Annotated in this window: 22 protein-coding genes and 1 pseudogene; 6 read left to right on the forward strand and 17 right to left on the reverse strand. The window is 67.2% G+C overall.

The window, feature by feature from the left end; all coding sequences use genetic code 11:
- From ACFWAY_RS18700 to dctA, 13 genes and pseudogenes are all read right to left on the reverse strand, one after another.
- A pseudogene (locus ACFWAY_RS18700) lies at positions 1-338 on the reverse strand (pyruvate dehydrogenase (acetyl-transferring), homodimeric type); the annotation flags it as partial.
- A 90-nt stretch (positions 339-428) separates the two neighbouring features.
- Positions 429-1,157, reverse strand: a complete 729-nt coding sequence (locus ACFWAY_RS18705; protein WP_378511629.1) for an aspartate/glutamate racemase family protein — start codon at positions 1,155-1,157, stop codon at positions 429-431.
- A 12-nt stretch (positions 1,158-1,169) separates the two neighbouring features.
- Positions 1,170-2,720 carry an NCS1 family nucleobase:cation symporter-1 gene (locus tag ACFWAY_RS18710; RefSeq protein WP_378511630.1) on the reverse strand — a complete coding sequence of 517 codons (1,551 nt, stop codon included), beginning with the start codon at positions 2,718-2,720 and terminating at the stop codon, positions 1,170-1,172.
- Between the two features lie 205 nt (positions 2,721-2,925).
- The gene (gene allB / locus ACFWAY_RS18715; RefSeq protein WP_378456377.1) at positions 2,926-4,269 is read right to left on the reverse strand and encodes an allantoinase AllB; all 1,344 of its coding nucleotides are present in this window, start codon (positions 4,267-4,269) and stop codon (positions 2,926-2,928) included.
- Positions 4,262-5,659: an NAD-dependent malic enzyme gene (locus tag ACFWAY_RS18720; RefSeq protein ID WP_378456378.1), complete on the reverse strand. Its 1,398-nt coding sequence runs from the start codon at positions 5,657-5,659 to the stop codon at positions 4,262-4,264. Before ACFWAY_RS18720 ends, allB begins: the two co-directional genes overlap by 8 nt.
- Before the next feature lie 52 nt (positions 5,660-5,711).
- Positions 5,712-6,770, reverse strand: a complete 1,059-nt coding sequence (gene alc / locus ACFWAY_RS18725) for an allantoicase (protein WP_378456379.1) — start codon at positions 6,768-6,770, stop codon at positions 5,712-5,714.
- Complete coding sequence (locus tag ACFWAY_RS18730) at positions 6,767-7,918, reverse strand: glycerate kinase (protein WP_378456380.1); 1,152 nt, start codon at positions 7,916-7,918, stop codon at positions 6,767-6,769. Before ACFWAY_RS18730 ends, alc begins: the two co-directional genes overlap by 4 nt.
- 8 nt (positions 7,919-7,926) lie before the next feature.
- Entirely contained in the window at positions 7,927-9,732 is a 1,806-nt protein-coding gene (gene gcl, locus ACFWAY_RS18735; RefSeq protein ID WP_378456381.1) for a glyoxylate carboligase, read from the reverse strand.
- Positions 9,733-9,768: 36 nt separating this feature from the next.
- The gene (locus ACFWAY_RS18740) at positions 9,769-10,653 is read right to left on the reverse strand and encodes a 2-hydroxy-3-oxopropionate reductase (RefSeq protein ID WP_378456382.1); all 885 of its coding nucleotides are present in this window, start codon (positions 10,651-10,653) and stop codon (positions 9,769-9,771) included.
- A gap of 34 nt (positions 10,654-10,687) precedes the next feature.
- The gene (locus ACFWAY_RS18745; RefSeq protein ID WP_378456383.1) at positions 10,688-11,509 is read right to left on the reverse strand and encodes a hydroxypyruvate isomerase family protein; all 822 of its coding nucleotides are present in this window, start codon (positions 11,507-11,509) and stop codon (positions 10,688-10,690) included.
- 26 nt (positions 11,510-11,535) lie between these two features.
- Positions 11,536-11,943 carry a gamma-glutamylcyclotransferase gene (locus tag ACFWAY_RS18750; RefSeq protein ID WP_378456384.1) on the reverse strand — a complete coding sequence of 136 codons (408 nt, stop codon included), beginning with the start codon at positions 11,941-11,943 and terminating at the stop codon, positions 11,536-11,538.
- Positions 11,944-11,947: 4 nt separating this feature from the next.
- The gene (locus ACFWAY_RS18755; protein ID WP_378456385.1) at positions 11,948-12,730 is read right to left on the reverse strand and encodes an MTAP family purine nucleoside phosphorylase; all 783 of its coding nucleotides are present in this window, start codon (positions 12,728-12,730) and stop codon (positions 11,948-11,950) included.
- Positions 12,723-14,156, reverse strand: coding sequence for a C4-dicarboxylate transporter DctA (gene dctA / locus ACFWAY_RS18760; RefSeq protein WP_378456386.1), 1,434 nt, complete (start codon positions 14,154-14,156; stop codon positions 12,723-12,725). The genes ACFWAY_RS18755 and dctA overlap by 8 nt, the downstream gene beginning before the upstream one ends.
- Before the next feature lie 213 nt (positions 14,157-14,369).
- Between dctA and ACFWAY_RS18765 the strand changes: the two genes are divergently transcribed.
- From ACFWAY_RS18765 to ACFWAY_RS18785, 5 genes are all read left to right on the forward strand, one after another.
- Positions 14,370-15,140 (forward strand): IclR family transcriptional regulator, encoded by a 771-nt coding sequence (locus tag ACFWAY_RS18765; RefSeq protein WP_378456387.1) that lies wholly within the window; start codon positions 14,370-14,372, stop codon positions 15,138-15,140.
- 59 nt (positions 15,141-15,199) lie between these two features.
- Positions 15,200-15,415, forward strand: a complete 216-nt coding sequence (locus ACFWAY_RS18770; RefSeq protein WP_378456388.1) for a hypothetical protein — start codon at positions 15,200-15,202, stop codon at positions 15,413-15,415.
- The gene (locus ACFWAY_RS18775; protein WP_378511631.1) at positions 15,412-15,903 is read left to right on the forward strand and encodes a Clp protease N-terminal domain-containing protein; all 492 of its coding nucleotides are present in this window, start codon (positions 15,412-15,414) and stop codon (positions 15,901-15,903) included. Before ACFWAY_RS18770 ends, ACFWAY_RS18775 begins: the two co-directional genes overlap by 4 nt.
- A gap of 101 nt (positions 15,904-16,004) precedes the next feature.
- The gene (locus ACFWAY_RS18780; protein ID WP_378511632.1) at positions 16,005-17,243 is read left to right on the forward strand and encodes a response regulator transcription factor; all 1,239 of its coding nucleotides are present in this window, start codon (positions 16,005-16,007) and stop codon (positions 17,241-17,243) included.
- Positions 17,240-17,794: a hypothetical protein gene (locus ACFWAY_RS18785; protein WP_378456390.1), complete on the forward strand. Its 555-nt coding sequence runs from the start codon at positions 17,240-17,242 to the stop codon at positions 17,792-17,794. The genes ACFWAY_RS18780 and ACFWAY_RS18785 overlap by 4 nt, the downstream gene beginning before the upstream one ends.
- A gap of 50 nt (positions 17,795-17,844) precedes the next feature.
- Here the strand turns inward: ACFWAY_RS18785 and fdhD are convergent, their stop codons facing one another.
- From fdhD to ACFWAY_RS18805, 4 genes are read right to left on the reverse strand one after another with little or no spacing between them, the layout of a single operon-like run.
- A complete protein-coding gene (gene fdhD / locus ACFWAY_RS18790; protein ID WP_378511633.1) occupies positions 17,845-18,666 on the reverse strand; it encodes a formate dehydrogenase accessory sulfurtransferase FdhD in 822 nt (273 codons plus the stop codon).
- Positions 18,666-20,972, reverse strand: a complete 2,307-nt coding sequence (locus ACFWAY_RS18795; protein ID WP_378511634.1) for an FdhF/YdeP family oxidoreductase — start codon at positions 20,970-20,972, stop codon at positions 18,666-18,668. Before ACFWAY_RS18795 ends, fdhD begins: the two co-directional genes overlap by 1 nt.
- 4 nt (positions 20,973-20,976) lie before the next feature.
- Positions 20,977-21,609 (reverse strand): MBL fold metallo-hydrolase, encoded by a 633-nt coding sequence (locus ACFWAY_RS18800; RefSeq protein WP_378511635.1) that lies wholly within the window; start codon positions 21,607-21,609, stop codon positions 20,977-20,979.
- The gene (locus ACFWAY_RS18805) at positions 21,606-22,691 is read right to left on the reverse strand and encodes an S-(hydroxymethyl)mycothiol dehydrogenase (protein ID WP_378456394.1); all 1,086 of its coding nucleotides are present in this window, start codon (positions 22,689-22,691) and stop codon (positions 21,606-21,608) included. The genes ACFWAY_RS18800 and ACFWAY_RS18805 overlap by 4 nt, the downstream gene beginning before the upstream one ends.
- 256 nt (positions 22,692-22,947) lie before the next feature.
- Between ACFWAY_RS18805 and ACFWAY_RS18810 the strand changes: the two genes are divergently transcribed.
- Positions 22,948-24,444: an aromatic amino acid ammonia-lyase gene (locus tag ACFWAY_RS18810; RefSeq protein ID WP_378511636.1), complete on the forward strand. Its 1,497-nt coding sequence runs from the start codon at positions 22,948-22,950 to the stop codon at positions 24,442-24,444.
- Positions 24,445-24,495: the final 51 nt, after the last annotated feature.

Below are 24,495 nucleotides of genomic sequence, written 5' to 3' on the forward strand. Positions count from 1 at the left end.
ACCGCCGCGTTCCACCGGATGAACGCCCGGTACCGGCGCTCGGTCTCCTCGTCGCCGGGGAACCACGGCTCGTTCTCCGTCGGGATGGTGTTCACATAATCGGTCGACGTCAACGCCGGCAAAGCGACGTGCTTCTCCCCGGCCCGCTCGAGCATCCGCAACATCAGATACCGGGCACGGGTCGGTCCGGACCGGTCCAACAGTCCATCGAACGATTCCAACCACTCCGTGGTCTCGTCCGGGTCGATATCCGGCAGATAAGACGCAACACCCTCACGGATGACGCGAACCGAACCGGCGCGGGCGAGGTCCGCGGAGGTCGTGGTCTGTTCGAGCAAAGGGATACTCCATCGTTGCGGGCGCGGGATAGGGCGCCGTGGTGACTGTCCGGGGTGAGGACGAAGCTGTACAACTCACTGCACAGGTGACTAACGCGGTTTCGCGAGCGGCCATCCCGTGATCTTCTTGGGACGTGGGGGCGCGTACGTGCGCACCTTCGAGGTCGAGAGCCCCAACCCTACAAGAGATTCCGCTAATTTGACAGCCGCACTGACCCCGTCGACCACGGGAACACCGGTGCGCTCACGGATTTTGTCGTCGAGGCCGGCCATTCCACCGCAGCCGAGGCAGATCACCTCGGCCTTGTCTTCGCGCACAGCAGCTTCGGCCTCGTCGACGATCGCCTCGATCGTGCGCTCGGGGTCGGATTCCAGTGCGAGGACGGGCAGACCGCTCGCGCGCACACTCGCGCACTTGGCGTCGAGGCCCGCGAGCCGGAGGCGGTCTTCGATGAGCGGCACGGTGCGGTCAAGGGTGGTGACGACGGAGTACTTGTGCCCCAGCATCATTGCGATGCTGGCGGACGCCTCGGTGATGTCGACGACGGGTACGTCGAGCAGCTCCTGGAGACCTTCCCGGCCGTGTTCGCCGTACCCGGCCTGGATCACCGCGTCGTACGGTTCCGGGTACGAACGCACCCGGTCCATCACCGCGATCGCGGCGAGGTAGCTCTCGAAGTTCCCCTCGACGGATTCCGCACCGATGTCCGGTGTGAGCCCGACGATCTCGGTGCCGGGTGCTGCCGCGGCCTCGGCCTGCTTGGCGATGGCGTCCGTGATGGACGTGGTGGTGTTGACGTTGACGACGAGAATACGCATCGAAAGCTCCTGTCAGTGGTCGCCGTGGCCGCTGTCCACGGCGATCGACTCGCCGGAGACGTCCACGTACTGCCGGGTGCGGTCGCCGACGACCGCGTAGATTGCCGCCGCCAGGCCCGCTCCGATGAACCACGAGAAGGGGGCGACGAGATGGAAGGCCGGGACGATCGCGAACAGGGTGCTGACGAGCGCGGCGGGAACGAGGGCATAGATCGCCCGCAGATTGAATCCCTTGCGGTAGTAGTAGGTTCCGGTCGGGCTGTCCGAGTAGAGGGCGGGCACGTCGACCTTCGTGCGGCGGATGAACCAGTAGTCGACGAAGATGATGCCGAACAGCGGGCCGAGGACGGCGCCGAGGCCACCGAGGAAGTAGTTGATCACCACCGGGCTGTCGTAGAGATTCCAGGGCAGCAGGACCACGCCGATGCAGGCGCTGATGATGCCGGCCTTGCGGAAGCTGATCTTCCCGGGAGCGAGATTCGACAGCACGTACGACGGTGCGACGAAGTTCGCCATGACGTTGACGGCCATCGTCACGATCACGAGGGCGAGGCAGGCCAGCGACAGGAACAGGGTGTTCGGGATCGCCGCGACGATGTCGGTGGGGCTGTCGATGATCGTCCCGTCGATCTGGAACTGGGCGCCGCACAGGATGAACGCGACGACGGCGAACGCGAGGACGTTGACGAACAGTCCCCAGAAGTTGCCGCGCACGACGGCGGTCTTCGACGGGGAGCGCCGCGAGAAGTCGCAGAAGTTGAGGATCAGGGTGCCGTAGATCGACATCCACAGGGCTGCCCCGGCGAAGACCTGCCGCCACATCTCCCCACCCGAAGCGGGCTGATCGGATGTCCAGGCGATGGAGAAGTCGGTGCGGAACAGCATCCACAGGGCGAGCGAGCCGACCGTGACCAGGATCAGCGGGCCGGCCAGACTCTCGAATCGGCGCACGGCCTCCATCCCGTAGACGAGGACGACGATCTGGACCGCCCAGATCCCGATAAAGCAGATCCAGCCGAGGCTGGAGAGTCCGAGGATCGAATTCTGGTCGAAGCGGTCGAGCGACGGCGCCACGGCGACGAGGAAGATCCGGAAAACGATCGAGGCGAGATAGGTCTGGATTCCGAACCAGACGATCGCGATGACCGCACGGACGATGGCGGGAATCTGGGCGCCGCGGATTCCGAAACTGATCCGGCTCATCACGGGGAAGGGCACGCCCGTCTTCTGCCCCATGAACCCTGCGTAGGTCATCGCGACACACACGATGACGGCACCGATCATGAGCGACAGGATCATGTGGCCGCCGCCGAGCCCGAGCGCGAACAGGCCGATGGCGAACGAGTAGTTGGCGATATTATGGACGTCGTTGGTCCACAGCGTGAAGATGCTGTAGCTACCCCAGCGGCGACCCGAGGCCTTCGTGGGTGCCAGGTCCAGGTTGTAGAGTTTGGTACTCGTCTCGGTCGCTGTCGGCGTCGTTTCCTGCGGAGCGCGGCCGTGGACGGCGGCATCGTGGTCGACGGTGGTGGTGTGCCGCGAGACTGTGTCGTCTATGAGCATGTGCCTGTCCTTGCGTGGCGGCGAACGAACTTCCGTATCACGGAAAGCTTGTTCCATTGGTCCCTCCAAGTGTGAGCCAGGCAACAGTGGCCGGTCAATGATTTCCGCAGGATATATCTTGGTGTGGCGCCGCCCGAAACACGACAAACCCGCTGTAACACTGGATCTTTCGGATCCAGCGCGACAGCGGGCAAGGGCGGCAGCGTCAGGCCAGTCCGCGGCTGAGCAGCCGGCCGCGGGGCGCCTCGTCGAGGTCGATCCGCTTGCCGGCCAGCCAGGTACTGCGCACAACGCCGGCGAGGGCACGCCGGTCGTAGGCGGAGACGGGATTCTTGTGCTGCAGGGCGGCCACGTCGACGACGAACGCCTCCTCGGGCGCGAACACGGCGAAATCCGCCGCGTACCCCAGCGCGATGTGCCCTTTCGTGTTCAGCCCGACCTGCTCAGCCGGGTTCTCCGCCATCCACCGGACCACATCGTTCAGACTGTGCCCGCGACGCTTGGCCTCCGACCACACCGCGGACAGCGATACCTGGAGCGACGCGATGCCGCCCCACGCGACACCGAAGTCGCCGATGTCGAATCTCTTGAGGTCGACCGTGCACGGGGAGTGATCGGTGACGACGCAATCGATCACGCCGTCGGCCAGGCCCTGCCACAGCAGTTCACGGTTCCCGGCTTCGCGGATCGGCGGGCAGCACTTGAATTGCGTTGCTCCCGAAGGAATTTCTTCCGAGACGAACGACAGATAGTGCGGGCACGTCTCCACCGTGAGCTTCACGCCGTCCTTGCGTGCCGACGCGATCATCGGCAGCGCGTCGGAGCTCGACAGGTGCAGGATGTGGACCCGGCACCCGGTCCACCGGGCCAGCTCGATGACCTCGGCGATGGCGAGATTCTCGGCGCCCCGGGGCCGCGAGTCGAGGAAGTCCGAATAGTTCTCCCCTCCGGGTGACGTCGCGCGGTCGATCGCGTGCGCGTCTTCCGCGTGGACGATCATCATCGCGCCGAACCCCGCGATCTCCTTGAGCGCCAGTTCGAGCTCGGCCGGATCCAGCGGCGGAAACTCGTCGACGCCGGAGTGCAGCAGGAAGCATTTGAACCCGAACACGCCCGCGTCGTGCAGGGCCCGTAGGTCCGGGACGTTGCCGGGCACGGCGCCGCCCCAGAATCCGACGTCGACGTACGCCTGATCGGATGCGACCCGGCGTTTGACGTCCAGAGCCTCGGCGTCGACGGTCGGCGGAATGCTGTTGAGCGGCATGTCGACGATCGTCGTCACCCCGCCGGCGGCAGCGGCCCGGGTCGCGCTCGCGAACCCCTCCCACTCGGTGCGGCCCGGCTCGTTGACGTGCACGTGGGTGTCGACGAGACCGGGAAGCAGCACCTCGTCGTCACCCAGCTCCACCACGACCTCGGCGTCGAGCTGGGCACCGAACGGTTCGATGACGACGATCCGGCCGTCCCGCACACCCACACAGCGGGCGACCTCGCCCGCCGCGGTGATCACCCGCGGGGCACGGAACAGCAGGTCGAGCCGGTCAGCCATCGTGTTCACCACCTGCGTCGGCGACGCTGCGCACCGCTGCCGCCACGGCCGGGGCGACCGCGGCATCGAACACACTCGGCACGATGTACGTGGGATTGAGTTCCGACGGAGACACCGAATCGGAGATCGCGCGGGCGGCGGCGATGAGCATGTCGTCGGTGATCTCGACGGCGTGCGCGTCGAGCAGGCCCCGGAACACGCCCGGGAACGCGAGCACGTTGTTGATCTGGTTCGGGAAGTCGGACCGACCGGTCGCGACGACGGCAGCGTGCTGTCCGGCGGCGACGGGATCGACCTCGGGGACCGGATTCGCGAGGGCGAACACGATCGAGTCGGGGCCCATCGTCGCGATGTCGTCGCCGGTCAGAATGTCCGGTGCCGAGACACCGATGAACACGTCCGCGCCGGCCAGTGCGTCTCGCAGCGATCCGGACCGCGCTTCCGGGTTGGTGTTGTCCGCGATCCACGAACGGAACGAGTCGGACGTGTCGTCGGGCGAGAGGATTCCGTTCCGCCCGCACGCCACGATGTTCGTCGCCCCCTGCGCCACCAGCAGGCGGATGATGGCATGTCCGGCGGCGCCGACACCCGAGACCACGATCTTCACCGTGTCCAGGCTCTTCGCGACCACCCGCAGGGCGTTGGTCAGTGCGGCGAGAACCACGATGGCTGTGCCGTGCTGATCGTCGTGGAACACCGGGATGTCCAGCATGTCGCGGAGCCGTGCCTCGATCTCGAAGCAGCGCGGGGCGGAGATGTCCTCGAGGTTGATTCCGCCGTACACCGGTGCGAGGGCTCGTACGATCTCGACGATCGCGTCCGTGTCCTGGGTGTCCAGGCAGACCGGCCACGCGTCGACGTCCGCGAACTGCTTGAACAGCGCCGCCTTGCCCTCCATCACGGGAATCGACGCGGCGGCGCCGATGTTGCCCAGCCCCAGCACGGCCGAGCCGTCGGTGACGACCGCGACGGTGTTGCGTTTGATCGTCAGCCGCCGTACGTCCTCGGGATTCTCGGCGATCGCGGTGCACACCCGGGCGACACCGGGCGTGTACGCGCGGGACAGGTCGTCGCGGTGCTTGAGCGGAACCTTCGGCACCACTTCGAGTTTCCCGCCGAGATGGAGCAGGAACGTGCGGTCACTGACCTTGCCCACCACGACGCCGGGCACGTCGGCGATCGCGGACGCGATCTGCTCGGCGTGCTCGACGTCGGACGCGTCGCAGGTCACGTCGATGACCATGTGGTCGGGGTGGCTCTCCACCACGTCCAACGCGGTCATGGCTCCCTTCACGGAGGCCACCGCCCCCGCGAGAGTCGAGGTGGTGCCTGCGCCGACCGGGGCCGTGACGCGAACGGTGATGGAGTAACCGGGACTGGGATTGGGCATGCGTGTTTCCTCGGGTTCGTCAGGTAGGGGTGGAGAGCGCGCCGGGGCTGGACTAGCGCGGTGCCTGGTCGGCGACGAGCGCCTGATGGCTCTGGGGAAGGGCTTCCCACCAGGTGCGCCGCGTCTCCGAGAGCGCTGTCGCGTCGAGATCGCCGAACAGCCGCAGCCGGGACAGGCCGCCGTCGGGATAGACGTCGAGTCGCAGGTGCGTGGCGGCGTCGGTGGCGTCCAGAACGAACCGGTGCCTCGTGTCGGGTTGCACGGCCGTGCGGGGCAGCAGTTCGGTCCACGCTCCGTCGTCCGCGATGTCGGCGGTCCGCGCGTCGGCGGTGCTCAGCCGCACCCAGCCGGGCGCATTCCCCACGTAGTAGCTGGTGTCGATCTCGACGTGCCGGGGCCGGCCGGCCGCGGCCAGCGAGAACACCGCGAAGTCGTTGCCGCCGCCACGACGCCGGGAGTTCTCCCAGCCCTCCCCCATGTTCCGTGCCCGCCCGGGAAGGATGATGTTCGCAGGCGACGCGTAGAACGCGTCGGAGCAGCCGACGAGGCGCCCGCCGTTCTCCGCGGCCAGTAGGTCCACCGTCCCGTCGAGGAACCGCGGGTCGGGCACGACCTCACCGTGCACACGCAACCGCGCAACGCCACCGTCGGGATAGATCGACAGCCGCACGTGTGTCCACCGGTGCGGGTCGGCGACCGCGTAGGCGTTCGCGGCGTGCCCCTCGGCCGGGGACTTCTCGACGATGGTCTGCCAATCCGCCTTCATGACCTCCTCGATCGACGGGTAGCCCTCGATCGACGCCGCCTCGATGGAGATGAAGGGCGGGTAGTTGCCCTTGAAATGCGCTGTGTCCACGACGATCCCGTGAATGATGCCCGCGGCCCCGAGCCGGACGATCGCGTAGTCGTGGCCGTCGTCGCGGCGGCGGCGGGTCTCCCACCCGTCGTAAACCTTGCCCTTGTGCCCGAAATCGGACGGGTCGAAGAACGGGGCCTCCGCCTTGATGAGGTTCTCCCGCTGGGCGAACAGTTCGTCGTTGGCCGCGGATACGCTTCCGCCGAGGGCGCGTGAGGCGAGGTCGGGTAGTGCGGTGAAGTCGGTGGACGTCATGATTCTCCTCGTGTGCTGAGTGGTGCGAGTTCGGCAGTCGATGCCGCGATCGTGCAGCCGATCCGGCGCAGTAGTTCCGCCGCATCTCTGATCGATCGATGAAGGTCCGGTTCCAGGTCCGCGAGCGCGTATGCCTCGGAAATGCCGGCGCTGTGCAATTGGATGTCGCTGAGCAGGTTTCGTCCGCACACGGCGAGGACGGGGATTCCGGCCCTGCGTGCCTCGGTCGCGACGCCGATCGGTGCCTTGCCGTGCAGGCTCTGCTCGTCGAGTGAGCCCTCGCCGGTGATGACGAGGTCCGCCCCCGCGAGCCTCCCGGGGAAATCGACGAGCCCGAGGACCGTGTCGATGCCGGGCCGGGTGTCGGCCCCCAGCACGGAGATCGCGCCGAACGCCGCCCCTCCCGCAGCGCCCGCTCCCGCGACCCGGCTGTCGTCGCGGCCGGTGGCGGCGCGCACGACCTGCGCCCACCGGGTCATGGCGTCCTCGAGCACGACCAGTTCTTCTGCGGCCGCGCCCTTCTGGCTTGCGTACACGGCGGTGGCCCCGGTCGGGCCGAGGAGCGGATTGTCGACGTCGCAGGCGAGCCGGAAGTGCGCCGCACGCGCCGCCGGGTGGAGGCCGGTCAGGTCGACCCGGGCGGCCCCGCGCAGGGCCGCTCCTCCCTTGGCGACCTCGTTGCCGCCCGAGTCGAGGACACGCACGCCGAGGGCCTGTAACAAGCCGGCACCGCCGTCGGTTGACGCGCTGCCCCCGAGACCGACGATGATCTCGCGGGCTCCCCCCTCCAGCGCGTGCCTGACGACGGTGCCGAGTCCGAATGTACTGGCACCCAGGGGATCTGCCACACCGTCCGGGAGCAGTACCAAACCCACGGCCGATGCCAGTTCGACCACTGCGGTCGAGCCGCGCACCGCGTAGGACGAGGTGACGGGCAGACCCGTCGGCCCCGTGGTGGTCACCGCGACCGGCGACCACCCTGCCGCGATGGCCGCCGCGACGGTGCCGTCGCCGCCGTCCGCGACCGGAACACGATCGATCACCCAGGACCGATCACCGGCCAGGAGTCCGTCGGCCAGGGCGTCCGCGACTTCCGCGGCGGTGAGGGATCCCTTGAACTTGTCGGGTGCGACCAGTACACGTGTCACGGTGTCCCCTAGTCCAGCAGCATGAGGGCTGTGGGAGCGTGCTCCCAGCTCTCCGCCAGATCCTCGAACTCGGCGACGTTGTCGAGTTCGGTTCCCATCGCGATGTTGGTGACCCGCTCGAGGAAGACCTCGACCACCACCGGCACCTTGTGCTCACCGGCGAGCTCACGGGCCTTCTCGAGGGCGCCGGCGATCTCGCCGGGCTCGGTGACCCGCAGCGCCTTGCAGCCCAGACCCTCGGCGACCTTGACGTGATCGACGCCGTACCCCTTCGGGACTGCGGGCAGCACATCGTGTTCGGTGGCTTCCTGGGTGTTGATGTTGTCGAAGCCCAGCTGCACGCAGAAGTCCATGTCGAATGCGCGCTGAGCCTGACGGATCAGCCCCAGGTAGGAGTTGTTCACCACGACGTGGATGTACGGCAGGTTGAACTGGGCGCCCACCGCCAGTTCCTCGATCATGAACTGGAAGTCGTAGTCACCGGACAGCGCCACGACGGGCGTCTCCGGCTCCGCGGCGACCACTCCGAGAGCGGCGGGGATAGTCCAGCCCAGCGGTCCGGCCTGGCCGCAGTTGATCCAGTTGCGGGCCTTGTAGACGTGCAGGAACTGGCCGCCGGCGATCTGCGAGAGCCCGATCGTGCTGACGTACCGGGTGTTGCGCCCGAAGACCTTGTTCATCTCCTCGTACACCCGCTGCGGTTTGACGGGCACGTCGTCGAAGTGGGTCTTGCGCTGCATGGTCCGCTTCCGGGTGGCGCAGTCCTCGACCCAGGTGCTGCGGTCCGCCAGGGTTCCGGCTGCCTTCCGCTCCTTCGCGATGGCGACGAACAGCTCGAGCGCCGCCTTGGCGTCGGAGACGATCCCGTAGTCCGGTGCGAACACGCGACCGATCTGGGTGGGCTCGATGTCGACGTGAACGAACTTGCGCCCCTTCCGGTAAGTGTCGAGGCCACCCGTGTGCCGGTTGGCCCAGCGGTTACCGATGCCCAGGACGAAGTCCGACGCCAGCATGGTCGCGTTGCCGTACCGGTGAGCGGTTTGCAGACCGACCATTCCCGCGGCGAGGCGGTGGTCGTCCGGGATGGTGCCCCAGCCCATCAGCGTCGGCACCACCGGAACGTCCAGCAGTTCGGCCAGTTCCACGAGCAGGTCCGCGGCGTCGGCGTTGATGATGCCGCCGCCTGCGACGATCAGCGGGCGTTCGGCGGCACCCAGCATGTCGAGCGCCTTCTCCGCCTGCGCGCGGGACGCGGCCGGCTTGTACACGGGCAGCGGCTGGTAGGTGTCCGGGTCGAAGTCGATCTCGGCCAGTTGCACGTCGATCGGCAGGTCGAGGAGCACCGGTCCCGGCCGACCGGACCGCATCAGGTGAAATGCCTGCGCGAACGCTCCCGGAACCTGGGCCGGCTCGAGCACCGTCATCGCCATCTTCGTGACCGGACCCGCGATCGCAGCGATGTCGACGGCCTGGAAGTCTTCCTTGTGCAGACGCGCGACGGGGGCCTGCCCGGTGATCGCGAGGATCGGGATCGAGTCCGCCATCGCCGAGTACAGACCGGTGATCATGTCGGTCCCGGCCGGCCCGGACGTCCCGATGCAGACACCGATGTTTCCGGCCTTGGCGCGGGTGAATCCCTCGGCCATGTGGGATGCGCCCTCGACGTGGCGGGCGAGGACGTGCTTGATCCCACCGTGGTCACGCATTGCTGCGTAGAACGGGTTGATCGCCGCACCGGGGAGGCCGAAGGCCTGGGTGGCACCTTCGAGTTCCAGAATCTTGACCGCTGCATCAGCGGCGCGCATACGAGGCATATCAGTTCTCCATCGAGGATTACGAGTTGAAGCGGGTCACTGGGAGGGGCGGCCGGACAGCCGCTCCACTCCACGCAGCAGGCCCGAATGATCCAGGCCACCATCACCGTTCGCACGGGCGGAGGCCATCAGCTGGGCGACGACGGCGCCGAGGGGTGTCACGACGCCTGCCTCACGGGCAGCGCTGGTCACGATGCCGAGGTCCTTGTGGTGCAGGTCGATGCGGAATCCGGGTTCGAACGACCGGTCCAGCATCTTCTGCGCCTTCTGGTTCAGGACGGCCGATCCGGCGAGCCCGCCCCCGAGTACCTCCACCGCGGCCGCGGTGTCGACACCGTAGGCCTCGAGGAAGATGATCGCCTCGGCGAGGAGCTGGATGTTGCCGGCGACGATCAGCTGGTTCGCTGCCTTCACAGTCTGTCCGGAGCCGTTGGGGCCCACGTGGACCACGGTCTTCCCGACGACGTCGAGGATCGGCCTGGCCGACTCGAAGTCTTCCGGGGCGCCGCCGACCATGATCGACAGTGCGGCGTTGACCGCACCGGCCTCGCCACCCGATACCGGTGCGTCGATCAGCCGGTATCCACGCTCGGCGGCCTGCGCAGCGAGTGCGGTGGTGACGTCGGGCCGGATGCTGGAGAAGTCGATGATCAGAGCGCCTGCCGGGGCGTGCTCGAAGACTCCGTCCGCACCGGCGAGTACGGCCTGCACGTCGGGCGAGTCGGGGACCATCACGGCCACGATGTCGGCGCCGGCAACGGCCTTGGCGATGGAGTCCGCAGCGGTGCCGCCGGCTTCCACGAGTGCCGCGGTGCGCTCGGGAGAGCGGTTGTATCCGACCACCTGGTGGCCGGCCTTGGCGAGATGAACGGCCATGGGGCTGCCCATGATTCCGAGTCCGATGAATGCGATAGTGCTCACGAGTCTCCTCGATTCCGTCGAAAGTGGTGGTGTGTCAGTGGGCGGCGCGGGACGCGCGCTGTTCGCGGGGCAACCAGTCGAACGTGTCCGGTCGTGTGGACTTGTACTCGAGCCCGACGTATCCGCGGTAACCGTGTCCGGCGAGCCTCTTCAGGTAGCCGTCGATGTCGAGTGTTCCGGTGCCGGGTTCGCCGCGACCCGGAGCATCCGCGATCTGCACGTGCCCGATCCGGTCTGCGTAGGTGTCGATCGCGGCGCCGATGTCGTCGCCGTTGACCTCGAGGTGGTAGAGGTCCGCGAGGAGCCGGAGCGAGTCGACACCGTGTTCGGCCTTCACCCGGTCGATCACCGCGATCGCCTCGGCCGCGGTCTTCAGCGGGTACGCCGGCGTGCCACTGACCGGTTCGACGAGCACGACCGCACCGATACGATCCGCCGCCTTACCCGCCTGGGCGAGGTTCTCGGTGGCCGTGTCGCCCTGAATCTTCGGATCGGTGCCGTCGATACGATTACCATACAGGGCATTGAAAGCCTTGGTGCCCAGCCGTTCTCCGATTCCGACGGTGATGTCGATGTTGTCGCGGAACGCCGAGACCTGCGCCGGGTCGGACAGCAGTCCGCGATCTCCCGCCGGCATGTTCCCCGCCGCGAAGTTCAACCCGGTGAGCTGCACTCCGGCGTTCTCGATCGCGGCCACGAACGCGTCGACGTCGCTGTCCCGCGGTACGGCGGTGTCGAAGGGCCACCAGAATTCGACGGCGTCGAATCCGGCGTCCCGGGCCGCCTGCGGACGCTGCAGGAGCGGCACGTCGGTGAGCAGGATCGAGCAGTTCAGGGTGTAGGCAAAGGTATCCATCGGCTGTTCTTTCACTTTCGGAATGTTCAGGAGACTGTGGTGTTGTCGGGCTCGGGCAGGCCTCGGTAGCGACGCCAGCCGCCGCGATCGGTGATCTCGGTGAGCTCACCGGCCTTGCTCTCGAGGAGGCCCGGACGCAGGCCTACCGCCAGAACCGAACGGCCGTCCGACAGTTCGATCACGGTGAGCTCCAGTTCCTCGGGCTCCTCGGGGAGGAAGTCGGTGCGAATGTCGCCGATCGGGACGTCGTAGAGTTCGCCCTCGATCGCGGCGCCGCCACTCTCCACCAGGAGAAGGGCCGGGAATTCGTCACGTACGGAGAAGAATCGGTAGTTCGGTGCGGTCCGGACCGTGCCGAGGAACGTGTGCGCGGATACGTTGTGATGGAGGTTTCCGCCTCGCATCGCTCCACCGTTGCAGAATAATTCGGCCATCTTGTCAGCTCCTTCTTCCGTGGGCAGGTGTCGCCACTTCGGGCGTGCCTGCCAGTTCGATCGCTACCTGCAGCAGCGCTTCGCGTAGTCGTTTGGTGTTGGCGTCGAGTCCTTCGCGCACCAGGTCCTGGGTGACGGGCCACGGGGTGTCGCTGATGACGTCGTGATCGGTGACCAGGGCGATGCAGGTGTAGGACATGCCCAGTTCACGGGCCAGCGCAGCTTCGGGGTACGGGGTCATGCTGATCAGGTCCCATCCCTGCGCTGCGTACCAGCGTGATTCGGCGCGGGTCGAGAAGCGGGGACCGCGGATCGCGACCATCACACCGCCGTCGTTGACCACCCAGCCGTTCCTGCGGAGCGTCGACACCACCGCTCGGCGCCCGTGGGCGCAGAAGGGGTCCGCGAAGGAGATGTGGACGTCGTCGTCGTGGAAGGTGTCGTCGGTGCGGCCCGTGCGGTCGACCAGCTGGTCGGGCACGACGATCGAGCCGACGCCGATCGCCGGTCGCAGCGAGCCGGAGGGGGTGGGAGCGAGAATTGTTCGCACGCCCAGGCTGTGCAGGGCCCAGATGTTCGCGCGGGCATTGATGCGGTGGGGCGGGATGTTGCGGTGGCGCCCGGTGCGCGTCAGGTACGCGAGCCGGCGGCCCCCTGACGACCCGAGGACGATGCTGTCCGAGGTCGGCCCGTACGGGGTGTCGATGTCGACCTGTTCGGCGTCGTCGAGGAGTCCGTGGTAACCCCAGGTGCCGAGCAACCCCACGGTGGGCTGGGTGTCAGGCATGGTGGTTCACCGTTCCTTCCGGAGCCTTGTTCGCCGTCAGCAGTTCGGGCCTCTCGATCGCCGGGTGTGCCGGGGTGTTCGGGAGGTGTTCGTGACCCGGGTGCGGGTGGATGGTGACGTCGTCCGGGTCGTCGGGCGTGACCTTTCCGTCGAGAACCGCGCGCATCTTGTCCTTGTCGAGCATGCCCTCCCAGTTCGCGACCACGAACGTGGCGAGACAGTTACCGAGCAGGTTCGTGAACACGCGCATGGAGTCCATGAGCCGGTCGGCGCCGAGTAGCAGCGCGACGGCGGCGACCGGGAATGCACCGATCGCGGCAGCGGTCGCGGACAGGGCGACGAAGGCCGAGCCCGGCACACCCGCCATTCCCTTGGAACTGAGAATCAGGATGCCCATGATGGCGAGCTGCTCGCCGAAGCTGAGATCGACGCCGACGGCCTGCGCGAGGAACATCATCGCCAGCGACAGGTAGATCGCGGCGCCGTCGAGGTTGAACGAGTAGCCGGTAGGGATCACCAGACCGACGACGGCGCGGTCGCATCCCGCGTTGTCCAACTTCTTGATGATGCGGGGCATGACGGCCTCGGACGATCCGGTGCCCAGGGCGAGCATGAACTCCTCACGGCAGTACTTGATGAACTTCCAGGCATTCACGCCGGTGATCAGCTTGACCACGATCGACAGCACGACGATGAAGACCAGTGCCGCTCCGTAGCACGCCAGGATGAGTATTCCGAAGGATTTGAGGGAGCCGGCACCGTAGTTGCCGACGGTGAAGGCCATCGCGCCGAACGCCCCGAGAGGTGCCAGGTACATGATGTAGCCGACGATGCGGAAGATGACGTGCAGCGTCTGGTCGATGACGTCCATCAGGATCGGCGGAGCCGACTCACTGAAGGACGCCAGCGCGACACCGAACAGGATCGCGAACAGCAGTACCTGCAGCAGGTTGTTCTGCGCGAACGCATCGAACACGCTGGTCGGGATGATGTGCATGACGAACTCGACACCACCCGGCAGGTGCCCGCCCTGGGTCTTCTCGTCCAGTGCGGTGGTGTCCAGCGTCGCCGGGTCGATGTTGAGTCCGCTACCCGGGTGGACGAGATTGCCGACCAGCAGGCCGAGGCCGAGCGCGCAGGTCGTCGCGGCGGTGAACCAGAGGAGCGCCTTGCCGCCGATCTTGCCGAGCGCTTTCATGCTGCCGACCTTGGCGATGCCGGTGACGATCACCAGGAAGATCAGCGGGGACACGACCATCTTGATGAGCTTGATGAAGCCCTCGCCCAGTGGCGCCAGGTGATGGGAAAACTCCGGAAACAGGATTCCGGTGGCAATACCCAGGGCGATGCCGATCAGCACCTGGACGAAAAGCGATCTGTACCAACGCTGCTTTGTGGGTTTCGCAGCGATTTCGGTTTCAGACACGGGGCCCTCCCTTGGGGCTTGGTGTTTTCCATATTATGGAAGTTGTATTTCGTATCTCGATATAGTGAACGCCGTCACACCGGGTTTTGTCAACAGATGTAGCGAAGGAATCGTCCCGATCTACGGCGACCGCGCTATCGTCATACGGAGCACCCTTTCCGCCTGACGGAAAGAACGTGGGGGCTCTCGAGCAGTCAGAGGATGGAGACAGACATGACGAACGGTCAGAGTCCGGCCGGCGGCGTGCAGTCGGTCGAGCGCGCATTCGACATACTCGAGATCATGGCGAGCGCCGGCGGGTCCATCGGGGTCAGCGAACTCGCCGACCTGGCCGGACTCCCCCTCCCGACCATCCACCGGCTCATCCGCACACTGATGAACCGCGGATACGTCCGGCAGCTACCCACCCGGCGGTACGCGCTCGGACCCAAGCTCATTCGCCTCGGCGAGAGCGCCACCCAGCTGATCGGCGCCTGGTCGCGACCGCACCTGTCCGAACTGGTGCGAGGCACCGGCGAGACCGCGAACATGGCCGTTCTCGACGGCACCATGGCCGTCTACGTCGCGCAGGTGCCGTCCGAGCACGCGATGCGCATGTTCACCGAGGTCGGCCGCCGCGTCTACCCGCACTGCACCGGCGTCGGTAAAGCCATCCTCATGCAACTTTCGAATGACGCCGTGCGCTCACTGGTCGGCCGGACCGGCATGACGACGTACACCGAGAATTCCCTGACCGACCCCGACATGCTGATCGCCGATCTCGAACTGAGCAGAAACCGTGGGTACGCGATCGACGAGGGTGAGCAGGAGATCGGCGTCCGTTGCTTCTCGGTGCCGGTGCCGAACGCTCCGACACCCACCGCCATCTCCGTCTCCGGGCCTGCCGCCCGCGTCACCCTCGAGTCAGCCGACCACATCGTGCCGCTGCTCAAGCGCGTCGCGAAGGAACTCGGCACCGAGTTCGACAAGAACGCCGCGCTCTGAATCCGGTCGACTCATCAACAAAGGTTGACGGATCACCTTCATCAACTTAAGTTGATGCCGTGAGTGACGATCCGAACCCGGCGACCGCTTTCGCTGCCGTCGTCGCGCTGCGGCGTCAGGCCGATCAGCTCGAGCGTGACGCCGTCGCACACGCACTGTCCGCCGGCTGGACCTGGGCGGACATCGGTCAAGCTCTCGGCGTCTCGGGTCAGGCGGCGCACAAACGCCTCGGCCCGGGACGATCCTCCGACAAGAAGACGAGGGGCGCACGATGAAATTCACCCGGGCATGGCGCGACATGCGCACGATGAAGACGCTGTTCTCCGAAACGGAGGCCGAGGCCGACCGGCTGGGCGACCGGGAACCGGGCCTCGAGCACCTGCTTCTCGCATCCTTCGCGCTGCCGGACGGTACGGCACCCCGAGTGTTCGAGCGTCTCGGATCGAACCGGGACGCACTGCGCGAGGCGGTCATTCGCGTGCACGGAGAAGCCCTCGCGGCGGCAGGCATGACGGACGCGGGCGTCGCCACCAGCGCACTGAGCCGCCCCCGCACCGGCCCGCTGCGGCTGACCGAACCGGCCCAGGCCGCATTCCGTAATGCGGTGGCTCTCGCGAAGTCGGAACGGAGACCGATCGTCGGAGCCGACATCGTCGCAGCCGTCGCCACCATCACGCACGGCACCGCGGCGCGGGCACTGGAATCACTGGGGCTCGTCCGGTCCGACGTCGTCGACGCCGCGCGGGCGGAGCCGGCACCGTGAGCGGACGGCCCAGGACCGGTTGTCACCGCCTGCGCGGATAGGCTCGACACGTGGTTCTTCCCAGCTCGACTTCTGTGTCACCGGCAGATGTTCTCGGTTCCATGCGGGACGTCATTGACGGTCCGCTGCCCGACATCGCCGTCCGCTTCTCCAAGTTCCTCGCCGACATCTGGCCGCACACCGCGCTGGTGATCTTCACCCGGGAATGCACGGGACGTCCCCGCAAGGTCAGCGGCGATCCATCGGTGGTCGAACGCGTCACCATCGCCGAACTGGACGCGTTGCGCACCCGGATGACGGAAGGCACCCCATTCGACGACCAGACCGTGCTCGCCGGCTCGAAGCGGAAGGTGTGGGCTCTGCTGGACGCGACGGGCACCCTCCTCCTCGTACTCCCGAAGCCGCGGCAGCGCATTCGTGAGGTCCCGTTGGTGGCGGGCGCCTTCGGCGTCGTCGCCGTGTCGATCCGGCATCAGGTGGCGCAGGCGAGCCCGGCGTACCTGGCTGAGTCGCGGGCGGCGTCGAGCGAACGGGCCAGAACCATCGTGGAGCTGACGGACCTGCACGCGGCAACGCTCGAATCGATCCTGTCGACGCTCCGGTCCAAGGACCTCGACGACCGTAGGTCGCGGATCACGGCGAGCGAGACGGCGTCCTCGGCGCTGGTGACTCTGCGTTCCGCGGGCGAGTCCGACCGCAACCTCGCGGAGGAAGCGGTCACCACGGCGTTCGCCCGGCTGCAGGGCGAACTGCGGCCGTTGCTCCAGCACCGTCCCGTGCGCGTCGACTACGTCGATCCGCCGGTGGACGGTCGCGCGCTGCCCGGCGAGGTGGCCAGTGCGGCGCGGGCCGTCGTGCGCAGCGCCGTCCTGGCATTCGCGGCGCAGGCCGCCCTCGAGCGAATCCGGATCGCCTGGGACTGCGACGGCGCGAACCTCCTGGTCGAAGTCCGCGACGACGGCGACGGTGGTCTCGACACCGACGCACTGGTGCGGCAACTCTCCGGCCGGGTGCACACGTTCGGTGGCCGGATCGACGTCGAGTCGGTCGACGGGTGGGGGTCCCGGGTGGCCGTCGCGATCCCCCTCGACGTACCGGTGGCGCGGCAGGACGAACAACAACTCGGCGACCTCAACCCCCGCGAACTCGAGGTCCTGGGTCACCTCGCGACGGGCAAGCGGAACAAGGCGATCGCCGACAGCCTCGGCATCAGCGAGAGCACGGTCAAATTCCACGTCGCGGGTGTGCTGAAGAAACTCGGTGTGGCGTCCCGAGGTGAGGCGGGCGCGATCGCCCTCGAGGCCGGCATCCGCGCCGACTCGACCGCCAGGCACGCATGAGCGTCGCGACGCTGCGTCACCGTGTGACCGAACGGAAGCACGGTCCGCTGCCGGCGGCCAGAGCGTCTGCCCGGCTGTCGGCCTATGTGTACGGAAACATCCTCGTCCTCACCGTGGTCGTCGCCGCAACGCCCCGGACCATCGAGAACGGCGCGGCCGTCGCGTTGGTCCTCGGCACGACGGTCACCACCTTCCTTGCTCACGTATTCGCGGACGCCGTCGCCCACAGCAGTGTCCCGGTGGACGACGATGACGAGGAGCGGACGGAACGGTCGTCGAAGGCTCTCGACGAACTGCGTGACGCGATACCGATCGTCTCGTCCGGCACCGGACCGGCGGCGCTGCTCGCCCTGGGGTGGCTGCACGTTCTGCCCACCGCGTGGGCTCAGCTCCTGGCCGGCGGTGTCATCGTCTTCCGCATCGCGACGATTCAGATCGTGACCGAGCGGATTCGGGGTAACCGCCTGACATTTCGCGTGTTGATCGTCGGCCTGACCACTGCCGCCGTCGCGGCGGCCATCGTCCTCGCGAAAGTACTGATCGGGCACTGACCCCCGCACGTGAGTGGCAAAGTGTGCTGGCGCACGCTTTGCCACTCACGTCAGGTGATGCGGTCGGGGTGGGTGTAGATGTTCATGGTGGTGCCGCGGAGGAATCCGATGAGGGTGAGGCCGGTGTCGTGGGCGAGGTCGATCGCGAGTGAGGACGGGGCGGAGACGGCGGCGAGGACGGGAATGCCGGCCATCACCGCTTTCTGTGCGAGTTCGAACGAGGCCCGGCCGCTGACGAGCAGGACGCTCCCCCGTAGCGGGACGCGGTTCTGTTCGGTGGCCCAGCCGATCAGCTTGTCGACGGCGTTGTGCCGTCCGACGTCCTCCTTGATGGTGAGCAGTTCCCCGGCCCGGGTGAACAACCCGGCCGCGTGCAACCCACCGGTGGTCTCGAACACCCGTTGCGCGGCCCGCAACCGGTCGGGCAGTTCCGCGATCGTCGCGGCCGGCACCCGCACCGCGTCGGTGGCCGGGGAATGCTTCGTCCGTTGCCGGATCGCGTCCAGGGACGCCTTTCCGCACACCCCACACGAGGAGGTGGTGTAGAAGTTGCGTTCGATCCCGGTGTCGGGCAGGAACACCCCCGGCGCGAGGTCGACGTCGAGGACGTTGTAGGTGTTGACACCGTGGTCGTCGACGCTGTTGCAGTAGCGGATCGACGCGATGTCCGCGCGGTCGGCGATGATGCCCTCGGTCAGCAGGAACCCCTGCGCCAGTTCGACATCGGAGCCGGGGGTGCGCATGGTGACCGCCAGCGGTGTCCCGTTCACCCGGATCTCGAGCGGCTCCTCCACCACCACCGTGTCCGGGCGGGTGGACTGCCGGGTGTCGGTGATCCGGGTGATCGGGGTCCGGGTGGTCACACGCCCCATCAGCGCCGCCGTTCGAGGCGGATGGTGATCGCCTTCGACACCGGGGTGTTCGACTTGGCCGCCACGTGATCGAGCGGGATCAGCGGATTCGTCTCCGGGTAATAGGCGGCCACGTTCCCGACCGGGGTCGGGTAGGGCACCAGCCGGAAGTCGTCGGCGCGACGCTCCTGCACCGTCCCGTCGGGGGTGGTCCACTCGGAGACCAGATCCACCCGATCCCCCGCGGCGTATCCGAACGACTCGAGGTCCTGCGCGCTGATGAACAGCACCCGCCGCCCGCCCTTCACACCGCGGTAGCGGTCGTCGAGACCGTAGATGGTGGTGTTGTACTGATCATGCGACCGCATCGTCTGCAGGATGAGCTTCCCGTCCGGGACGGGCAGCCAGGACAGTGCGTTGACCGTGAAGTTCGCCTTCCCCGTGCCGGTGACGAACCGGCGCTCGTCCCGCGGCGGGTGCGGCAACCCGAACCCGTCCGGCCGGCGGACCTTGGCATTGAAGTCCGCGAACCCCGGAATCACCCGGGCAATACTGTCGCGGATCCGGTCGTAATCGCCGGTGAATTCCGCCCACGGCACCGAATGATCCGGACCGAACATCGCCTGCGCGATCCCGCAGACGATGGCGACCTCACTGCGCAACAGCTCACCGGCCGGCTTCAGGCTGCCGCGCGAGAGGTGCACCATCGACATCGAGTCCTCGACCGTGACCTGCTGCTTGCGACCGTTCTGGATGTCCTTGTCGGTGCGGCCGAGCGAGGGCAGGATCAGCGCGGTCTGCCCGGTGACGAGGTGCGAGCGGTTCAGTTTCGTCGACACCTGCACCGTCAACGCACAGCCCCGCAGCGCGGCCTCGGTGGTCTCGGTGTCCGGGGTCGCGGAGACGAAGTTGCCGCCCATCCCGATGAACACCGACGCCTTCCCGTCCCGCATCGCCCGGATCGAGTCGACCGCATCCAGGCCGTGCTCCCGCGGTGACCGGATCCCGAATTCGGCGTCGAGGGCGGCCAGGAACGATTCGGGCATCTTCTCCCAGATCCCCATCGTCCGGTCGCCCTGCACGTTCGAGTGCCCGCGCACCGGGCACACCCCGGCCCCGGGTTTGCCGATCATCCCCTGCAACAGCAGCAGGTTCACCGCGTCCTGGATGGTCGCGACGCCGTGCGTCTGCTGGGTCAACCCCATCGCCCAGCAGATGATGGTCTTCTTCGAGGAGATCAACGCGTCCGCGGTGGCCTGGATCTGCGCGAGGGTCAGCCCGGTCGCCGCCGCCACCGTGTCCAGATCGACCTGCCGCAGATGCGCCGCGCACTCGTCGAACCCGGCGGTGTGCCGGTCGATGAACTCCCGGTCCAGGACCGTGCCGGGCGCGGCGTCCTCGGCCTCGAGCAGCAACCGGCCCAGGCCTTGGAACAGGGCCTGGTCGCCGCCGATCCGGATCTGCAGGAACTCGTCCGCAATGGCCACGCCGTCGCCGACCACCCCGTGCACCTTCTGCGGGTCCTTGAACCGCAGCAGCCCGGCCTCGGGCAGCGGGTTGATCGCGATCACCTTCGCCCCGTTGGCCTTCGCCTTCTCCAGGGTCGAGAGCATCCGCGGGTGGTTGGTGCCCGGGTTCTGCCCGGCGATCAGGATCAGGTCGGCGTTCTCGAGGTCCGGGACCGACACCGACCCCTTCCCGATCCCGATCGTCTCGGTCAACGCCGACCCCGACGATTCGTGGCACATGTTCGAGCAGTCCGGCAGGTTGTTCGTCCCGAACGCCCGGATCATCAACTGGTACACGAACGCGGCCTCGTTGCTGGTGCGGCCGGAGGTGTAGAACACCGCCTCGTGCGGCGATCCCAACGCCCGCAACTCCCCGGCGATCATCGCGAACGCCGCGTCCCACCCGATCGGCTCGTAATGCGACGACCCCGGCAGTAACACCATCGGATGCGTCAACCGGCCCTGCTGCCCCAACCAGAACTCGGTACGACCCAGCAGATCCGACACCGAATGTGCGGCGAAGAACTCCGGCGTCACCGTGCGCGTCGTGGCCTCCTCCGCCACCGCCTTCGCCCCGTTCTCACAGAACTCCGCATGCTTGCGGTGCCCCGGAGTCTCCGGCCACGCACACCCCGGACAGTCGAAACCCTCCCGCTGATTCAACTTCATCAACGTCCGGGCCGTGCGCACCGGACCCATCTGCTCGATCCCACGACGCAACGACACCAACACCGCAGGAACACCTGCCGCATAGGATTTCTCGTGCGTGACGACGACATCGTCCTCGTCGAAGGTGTACCTGTCGGTGGTGTCGGTCATGGAGTCAGTTTCCTCGTGCAATCCATTCGGCGAGGTGCGGGGCCTCGGTGCCGATCGTGGTTCCGTCACCGTGACCGGTGTGGACGAGCGTTTCTTCGGGAAGAGCGAACAGCCGGTCGCGGATCGACCCGATGATGGTCGGGAAGTCCGAGTACGACCGGCCCGTGGCGCCGGGACCGCCGGAGAACAGGGTGTCTCCGGAGAACAGCGCCCCCGCCTCGGGCAGGTACAGGCACACCGATCCGGGCGAGTGGCCCGGTGAGTGGATCACCTGGATCTCGGTGCCCGCGATGGCGATCCGCTGCTCGTCCTCGAGATGCCAGTACTTGGCCTCGGGGTGGCTCATCTTCCACAGCACGTCGTCCCCGGGGTGCAGGAGGATCGGTGCGTGGAGCCGGGCGCCGAGTTCGGGCGCGACCGTGACGTGGTCGTTGTGGCCGTGGGTGCAGATCACGGCGTTCACGTGCCGGTCGCCGACCGCGTCGATGATCGGCTGTGCGGCGTGGGCGGCGTCGACGATGACGACATCTGTGTCGTCACCGATCAGCCAGATGTTGTTGTCGACGTTCCACTCGCCACCGTCGAGGGCGAAAGTGCCTTCGGTGACGACCCGTTCGATCCGGAACTCGCCGCTCACAGGACGACGACCGAACGCAGCACCTCACCGGCGTGCATCTTGTGGAAGGCCTCTTCGACCTCGTCGATCTTGATCCGCTCGGAGACGAACTTCTCCAGCGGCAGCCGGCCCTGCTGGTACAGGTCGACGAGCATCGGGAAGTCGCGCTCGGGCAGGCAGTCGCCGTACCACGACGACTTCAGGGATCCGCCGCGGGAGAAGAAGTCGATCAGCGGCATCTCGAGCTTCATGTCGGGGGTGGGAACACCGACCAGCACGACGGTGCCGGCGAGGTCGCGGGCGTAGAACGCCTGCTTCCACGTCTCCGGCCGTCCGACCGCGTCGATCACGACATCGGCGCCGAATCCGCCGGTGAGTTCCTGCACGGCCTCGACCGCATCGACGTCGGCGCCGTTGATCGTGTGCGTCGCGCCCAGGTCCTTGGCCCATTCGAGCTTCTTGTCGTCCCGGTCGATCGCGATGATCTTCACGGCGCCGGCCAAGCGGGCACCCATGATCGCGGCGTCGCCGACGCCACCGCAGCCGATGACGGCGACGGTGTCGCCGCGCCCCACGTTGCCGGTGTTCACGGCGGCACCGAGGCCGGCCATCACGCCGCAGCCGAGCAGTCCGACGACTGCCGGGTCGGCGGAGGCATCCACCTTGGTGCACTGTCCGGCGTGGACGAGCGTCTTGTCGGCGAACGCGCCGATCCCCAGGGCGGGAGACAGTTCGGTGCCGTCCTCGAGCGTCATCTTCTGTGCAGCGTTGTGCGTATCGAAGCAGTACTGCGGGCGTCCGCGCTTACAGGCGCGGCACTGTCCGCAGACGGCGCGCCAGTTCAGGACCACGAAGTCGCCGACCGCCACGGACGTGACGCCTTCGCCGACACTCTCGACGATTCCGGAAGCCTCGTGGCCCAGCAGGAATGGGAACTCGTCGTTGATCCCGCCGTCGCGGTAGGTGAGGTCCGTGTGGCACACGCCGCATGCCGCGATGTCGACTACCACCTCTCCGGGACCGGGGTCCGGGATGTTGACGGTCGCGATCTCGACGGGGGCACCCTTGGAGCGGGCGATGACGCCTCGTACCTGCTGCGGCATTGGACTCATTCCTTCGGTCGATCAGTCATAGCGGGATCGATGCATGGCCATATATGCACCTCTCCCGAGACCCTACGTTCCGGAAGATCACGGAGGGACTGATCGAAGTGAGAGGTTGACCTAGCCGGAATGCCAGCCGCTCACTGTGGTCTTGCGGCAGAGGTCATGGCAGGAAACTGACGGTTGACACGTCGCGGTATATACAGGACTATACATCTCGAAGAGTGAGGCACACCACATCGATCACGGAGTTCTGATGACCCGGAGAGATTCCAGCTCGACCGAGGAACCGCACCCGCCCCTTCCGGTGGTGCTCGACGGTGCCCAGCTCACCGTCGATCAGCTCACGGCGCTCGCCCGGGAGCCCGTCGTGGTCGAGCCCGACCCCGCAGCGCTCGACCATGCACGTCGTTCGTGGGAGACGGCCGTGCGCATCGCCGAACGGCAGCCCATCTACGGACGCACGACGGGCGTCGGGGGCAACCGGGACACCTCCGTCTCCGACGGCGTCGAGCAGGACCTTCGACTTCTCCGCAGCCACGCCACGGGCTCGGGCCCCTCGCTGCCGGATCACGTCGTCCGAGCCGCCATGATCATTCGCGTCAACCAGATTCTCAACGGCGGATCCGGTCTGCACCCCGACATCGTGACCGCGCTGATCGATGCCATCACGGCGGACGAACAGCCCACCGTGCACGCTCGCGGGGCGATCGGCACCGGCGACCTCAGCGCGTTCTCCGAGATCGCGCTCGGGTTGATGGGCGAGGCAGCGCTGCGGGACGGTCGGTTCGTCACCCGGTGGACCGCACACCAGGGTGACGCACTCCCCCTGATCTCGACCAACGCGATGACGGTCGCGCTCGCGGCGACGGCCACCGACAGCGTCTCGAACTGGCTGGAGCACTCGCTGATCGTCGGTGTGCTGTCGCTGCTGGCGACGCGCAGTTCCGTCGAACCGTTCGCGGCACGGGTGCAGGCTGCCCGCAGGCACCTCGGTCAGGAAGAGGTAGCCGGCCGGGTCCGGGAGCTCCTCGCGGGCCAGCACGTACAGGCTGCCCGCGTGCAGGATTCCTACGGGTTCCGCGCCCTGCCGCAGATCCTCGGGGCGACCTGGCAGGCGCTACAGCGGTTGCGGGGCACGCTCGCGATCGAGATGAACTCGTCCTCCGAGAACCCCCTCATCTCCGTCGAGGACGACGCCGTGTTCCACAACGGAAACTTCCACGGAATGCCGATCGCCCTCGCCGTGGACGAGGCGAAACTCGCGCTGTCGAGCGCAGCGTTGTTGTCGCAGTGCAGGCTTGCCAATCTCTCGGATCCAGTGGTCACCGGTCTCCGGCCGTTCCTGGCCGACGGTCCGGCGGGCAGCAGCGGCACCATGCTGCTGGAGTACACGACGTCCGCGGCCATCGCCGAGATCCGGATGGCCGCGGCGCCGGGGTCCCTCGGACACACCGTGATCTCACGCGGAACCGAGGACCACGCGAGCTTCGCGTCGCAGGCCGCCACCCAGCTCACCGACATCCTCGCGCAGTCTCGCATCGTTCTCGCGTGCGAACTGATCTCCGCGGTGCGCGCCCTCGGCCAGCAGAACCACGTTCTCGACACGACCACCGAACTCGGCGCATACCTGGACCGGGCGCGCGGGTGCCTGGACCCGCGGACGACCGACCGTCCTCTGAGCGACGACCTGAAAGCAGCGGTGAAGTTTCTCGAACAGATGCCGAATCCGGAGAAAGACGCAAGTCGGTAAAGCAGTCCCACGACACCGAACTTCCGAGTGTGTCTACACCTCGGATTACAC

Source organism: Rhodococcus sp. NPDC059968 (assembly GCF_042738615.1).
Classification (GTDB): Bacteria; Actinomycetota; Actinomycetes; order Mycobacteriales; family Mycobacteriaceae; genus Rhodococcus_F.

Excerpts from the sequence above, each read along its gene's own strand:
- ACFWAY_RS18785 (WP_378456390.1), top strand. The coding sequence starts at position 17,240 with ATGAGCGTCGCGACGCTGCGTCACCGTGTGACCGAACGGAAGCACGGT.
- alc (WP_378456379.1), bottom strand. The coding sequence starts at position 6,770 with ATGACGTCCACCGACTTCACCGCACTACCCGACCTCGCCTCACGCGCC.
- ACFWAY_RS18720 (WP_378456378.1), bottom strand. The coding sequence starts at position 5,659 with ATGCCCAATCCCAGTCCCGGTTACTCCATCACCGTTCGCGTCACGGCC.
- ACFWAY_RS18705 (WP_378511629.1), bottom strand. The coding sequence starts at position 1,157 with ATGCGTATTCTCGTCGTCAACGTCAACACCACCACGTCCATCACGGAC.
- ACFWAY_RS18810 (WP_378511636.1), top strand. The coding sequence starts at position 22,948 with ATGACCCGGAGAGATTCCAGCTCGACCGAGGAACCGCACCCGCCCCTT.
- ACFWAY_RS18765 (WP_378456387.1), top strand. The coding sequence starts at position 14,370 with ATGACGAACGGTCAGAGTCCGGCCGGCGGCGTGCAGTCGGTCGAGCGC.
- ACFWAY_RS18710 (WP_378511630.1), bottom strand. The coding sequence starts at position 2,720 with ATGCTCATAGACGACACAGTCTCGCGGCACACCACCACCGTCGACCAC.
- fdhD (WP_378511633.1), bottom strand. The coding sequence starts at position 18,666 with ATGGGGCGTGTGACCACCCGGACCCCGATCACCCGGATCACCGACACC.
- ACFWAY_RS18755 (WP_378456385.1), bottom strand. The coding sequence starts at position 12,730 with ATGCCTGACACCCAGCCCACCGTGGGGTTGCTCGGCACCTGGGGTTAC.
- ACFWAY_RS18745 (WP_378456383.1), bottom strand. The coding sequence starts at position 11,509 with ATGGATACCTTTGCCTACACCCTGAACTGCTCGATCCTGCTCACCGAC.
- gcl (WP_378456381.1), bottom strand. The coding sequence starts at position 9,732 with ATGCCTCGTATGCGCGCCGCTGATGCAGCGGTCAAGATTCTGGAACTC.
- allB (WP_378456377.1), bottom strand. The coding sequence starts at position 4,269 with ATGGCTGACCGGCTCGACCTGCTGTTCCGTGCCCCGCGGGTGATCACC.
- ACFWAY_RS18795 (WP_378511634.1), bottom strand. The coding sequence starts at position 20,972 with ATGACCGACACCACCGACAGGTACACCTTCGACGAGGACGATGTCGTC.
- ACFWAY_RS18750 (WP_378456384.1), bottom strand. The coding sequence starts at position 11,943 with ATGGCCGAATTATTCTGCAACGGTGGAGCGATGCGAGGCGGAAACCTC.
- ACFWAY_RS18780 (WP_378511632.1), top strand. The coding sequence starts at position 16,005 with ATGCGGGACGTCATTGACGGTCCGCTGCCCGACATCGCCGTCCGCTTC.
- ACFWAY_RS18775 (WP_378511631.1), top strand. The coding sequence starts at position 15,412 with ATGAAATTCACCCGGGCATGGCGCGACATGCGCACGATGAAGACGCTG.
- ACFWAY_RS18805 (WP_378456394.1), bottom strand. The coding sequence starts at position 22,691 with ATGCCGCAGCAGGTACGAGGCGTCATCGCCCGCTCCAAGGGTGCCCCC.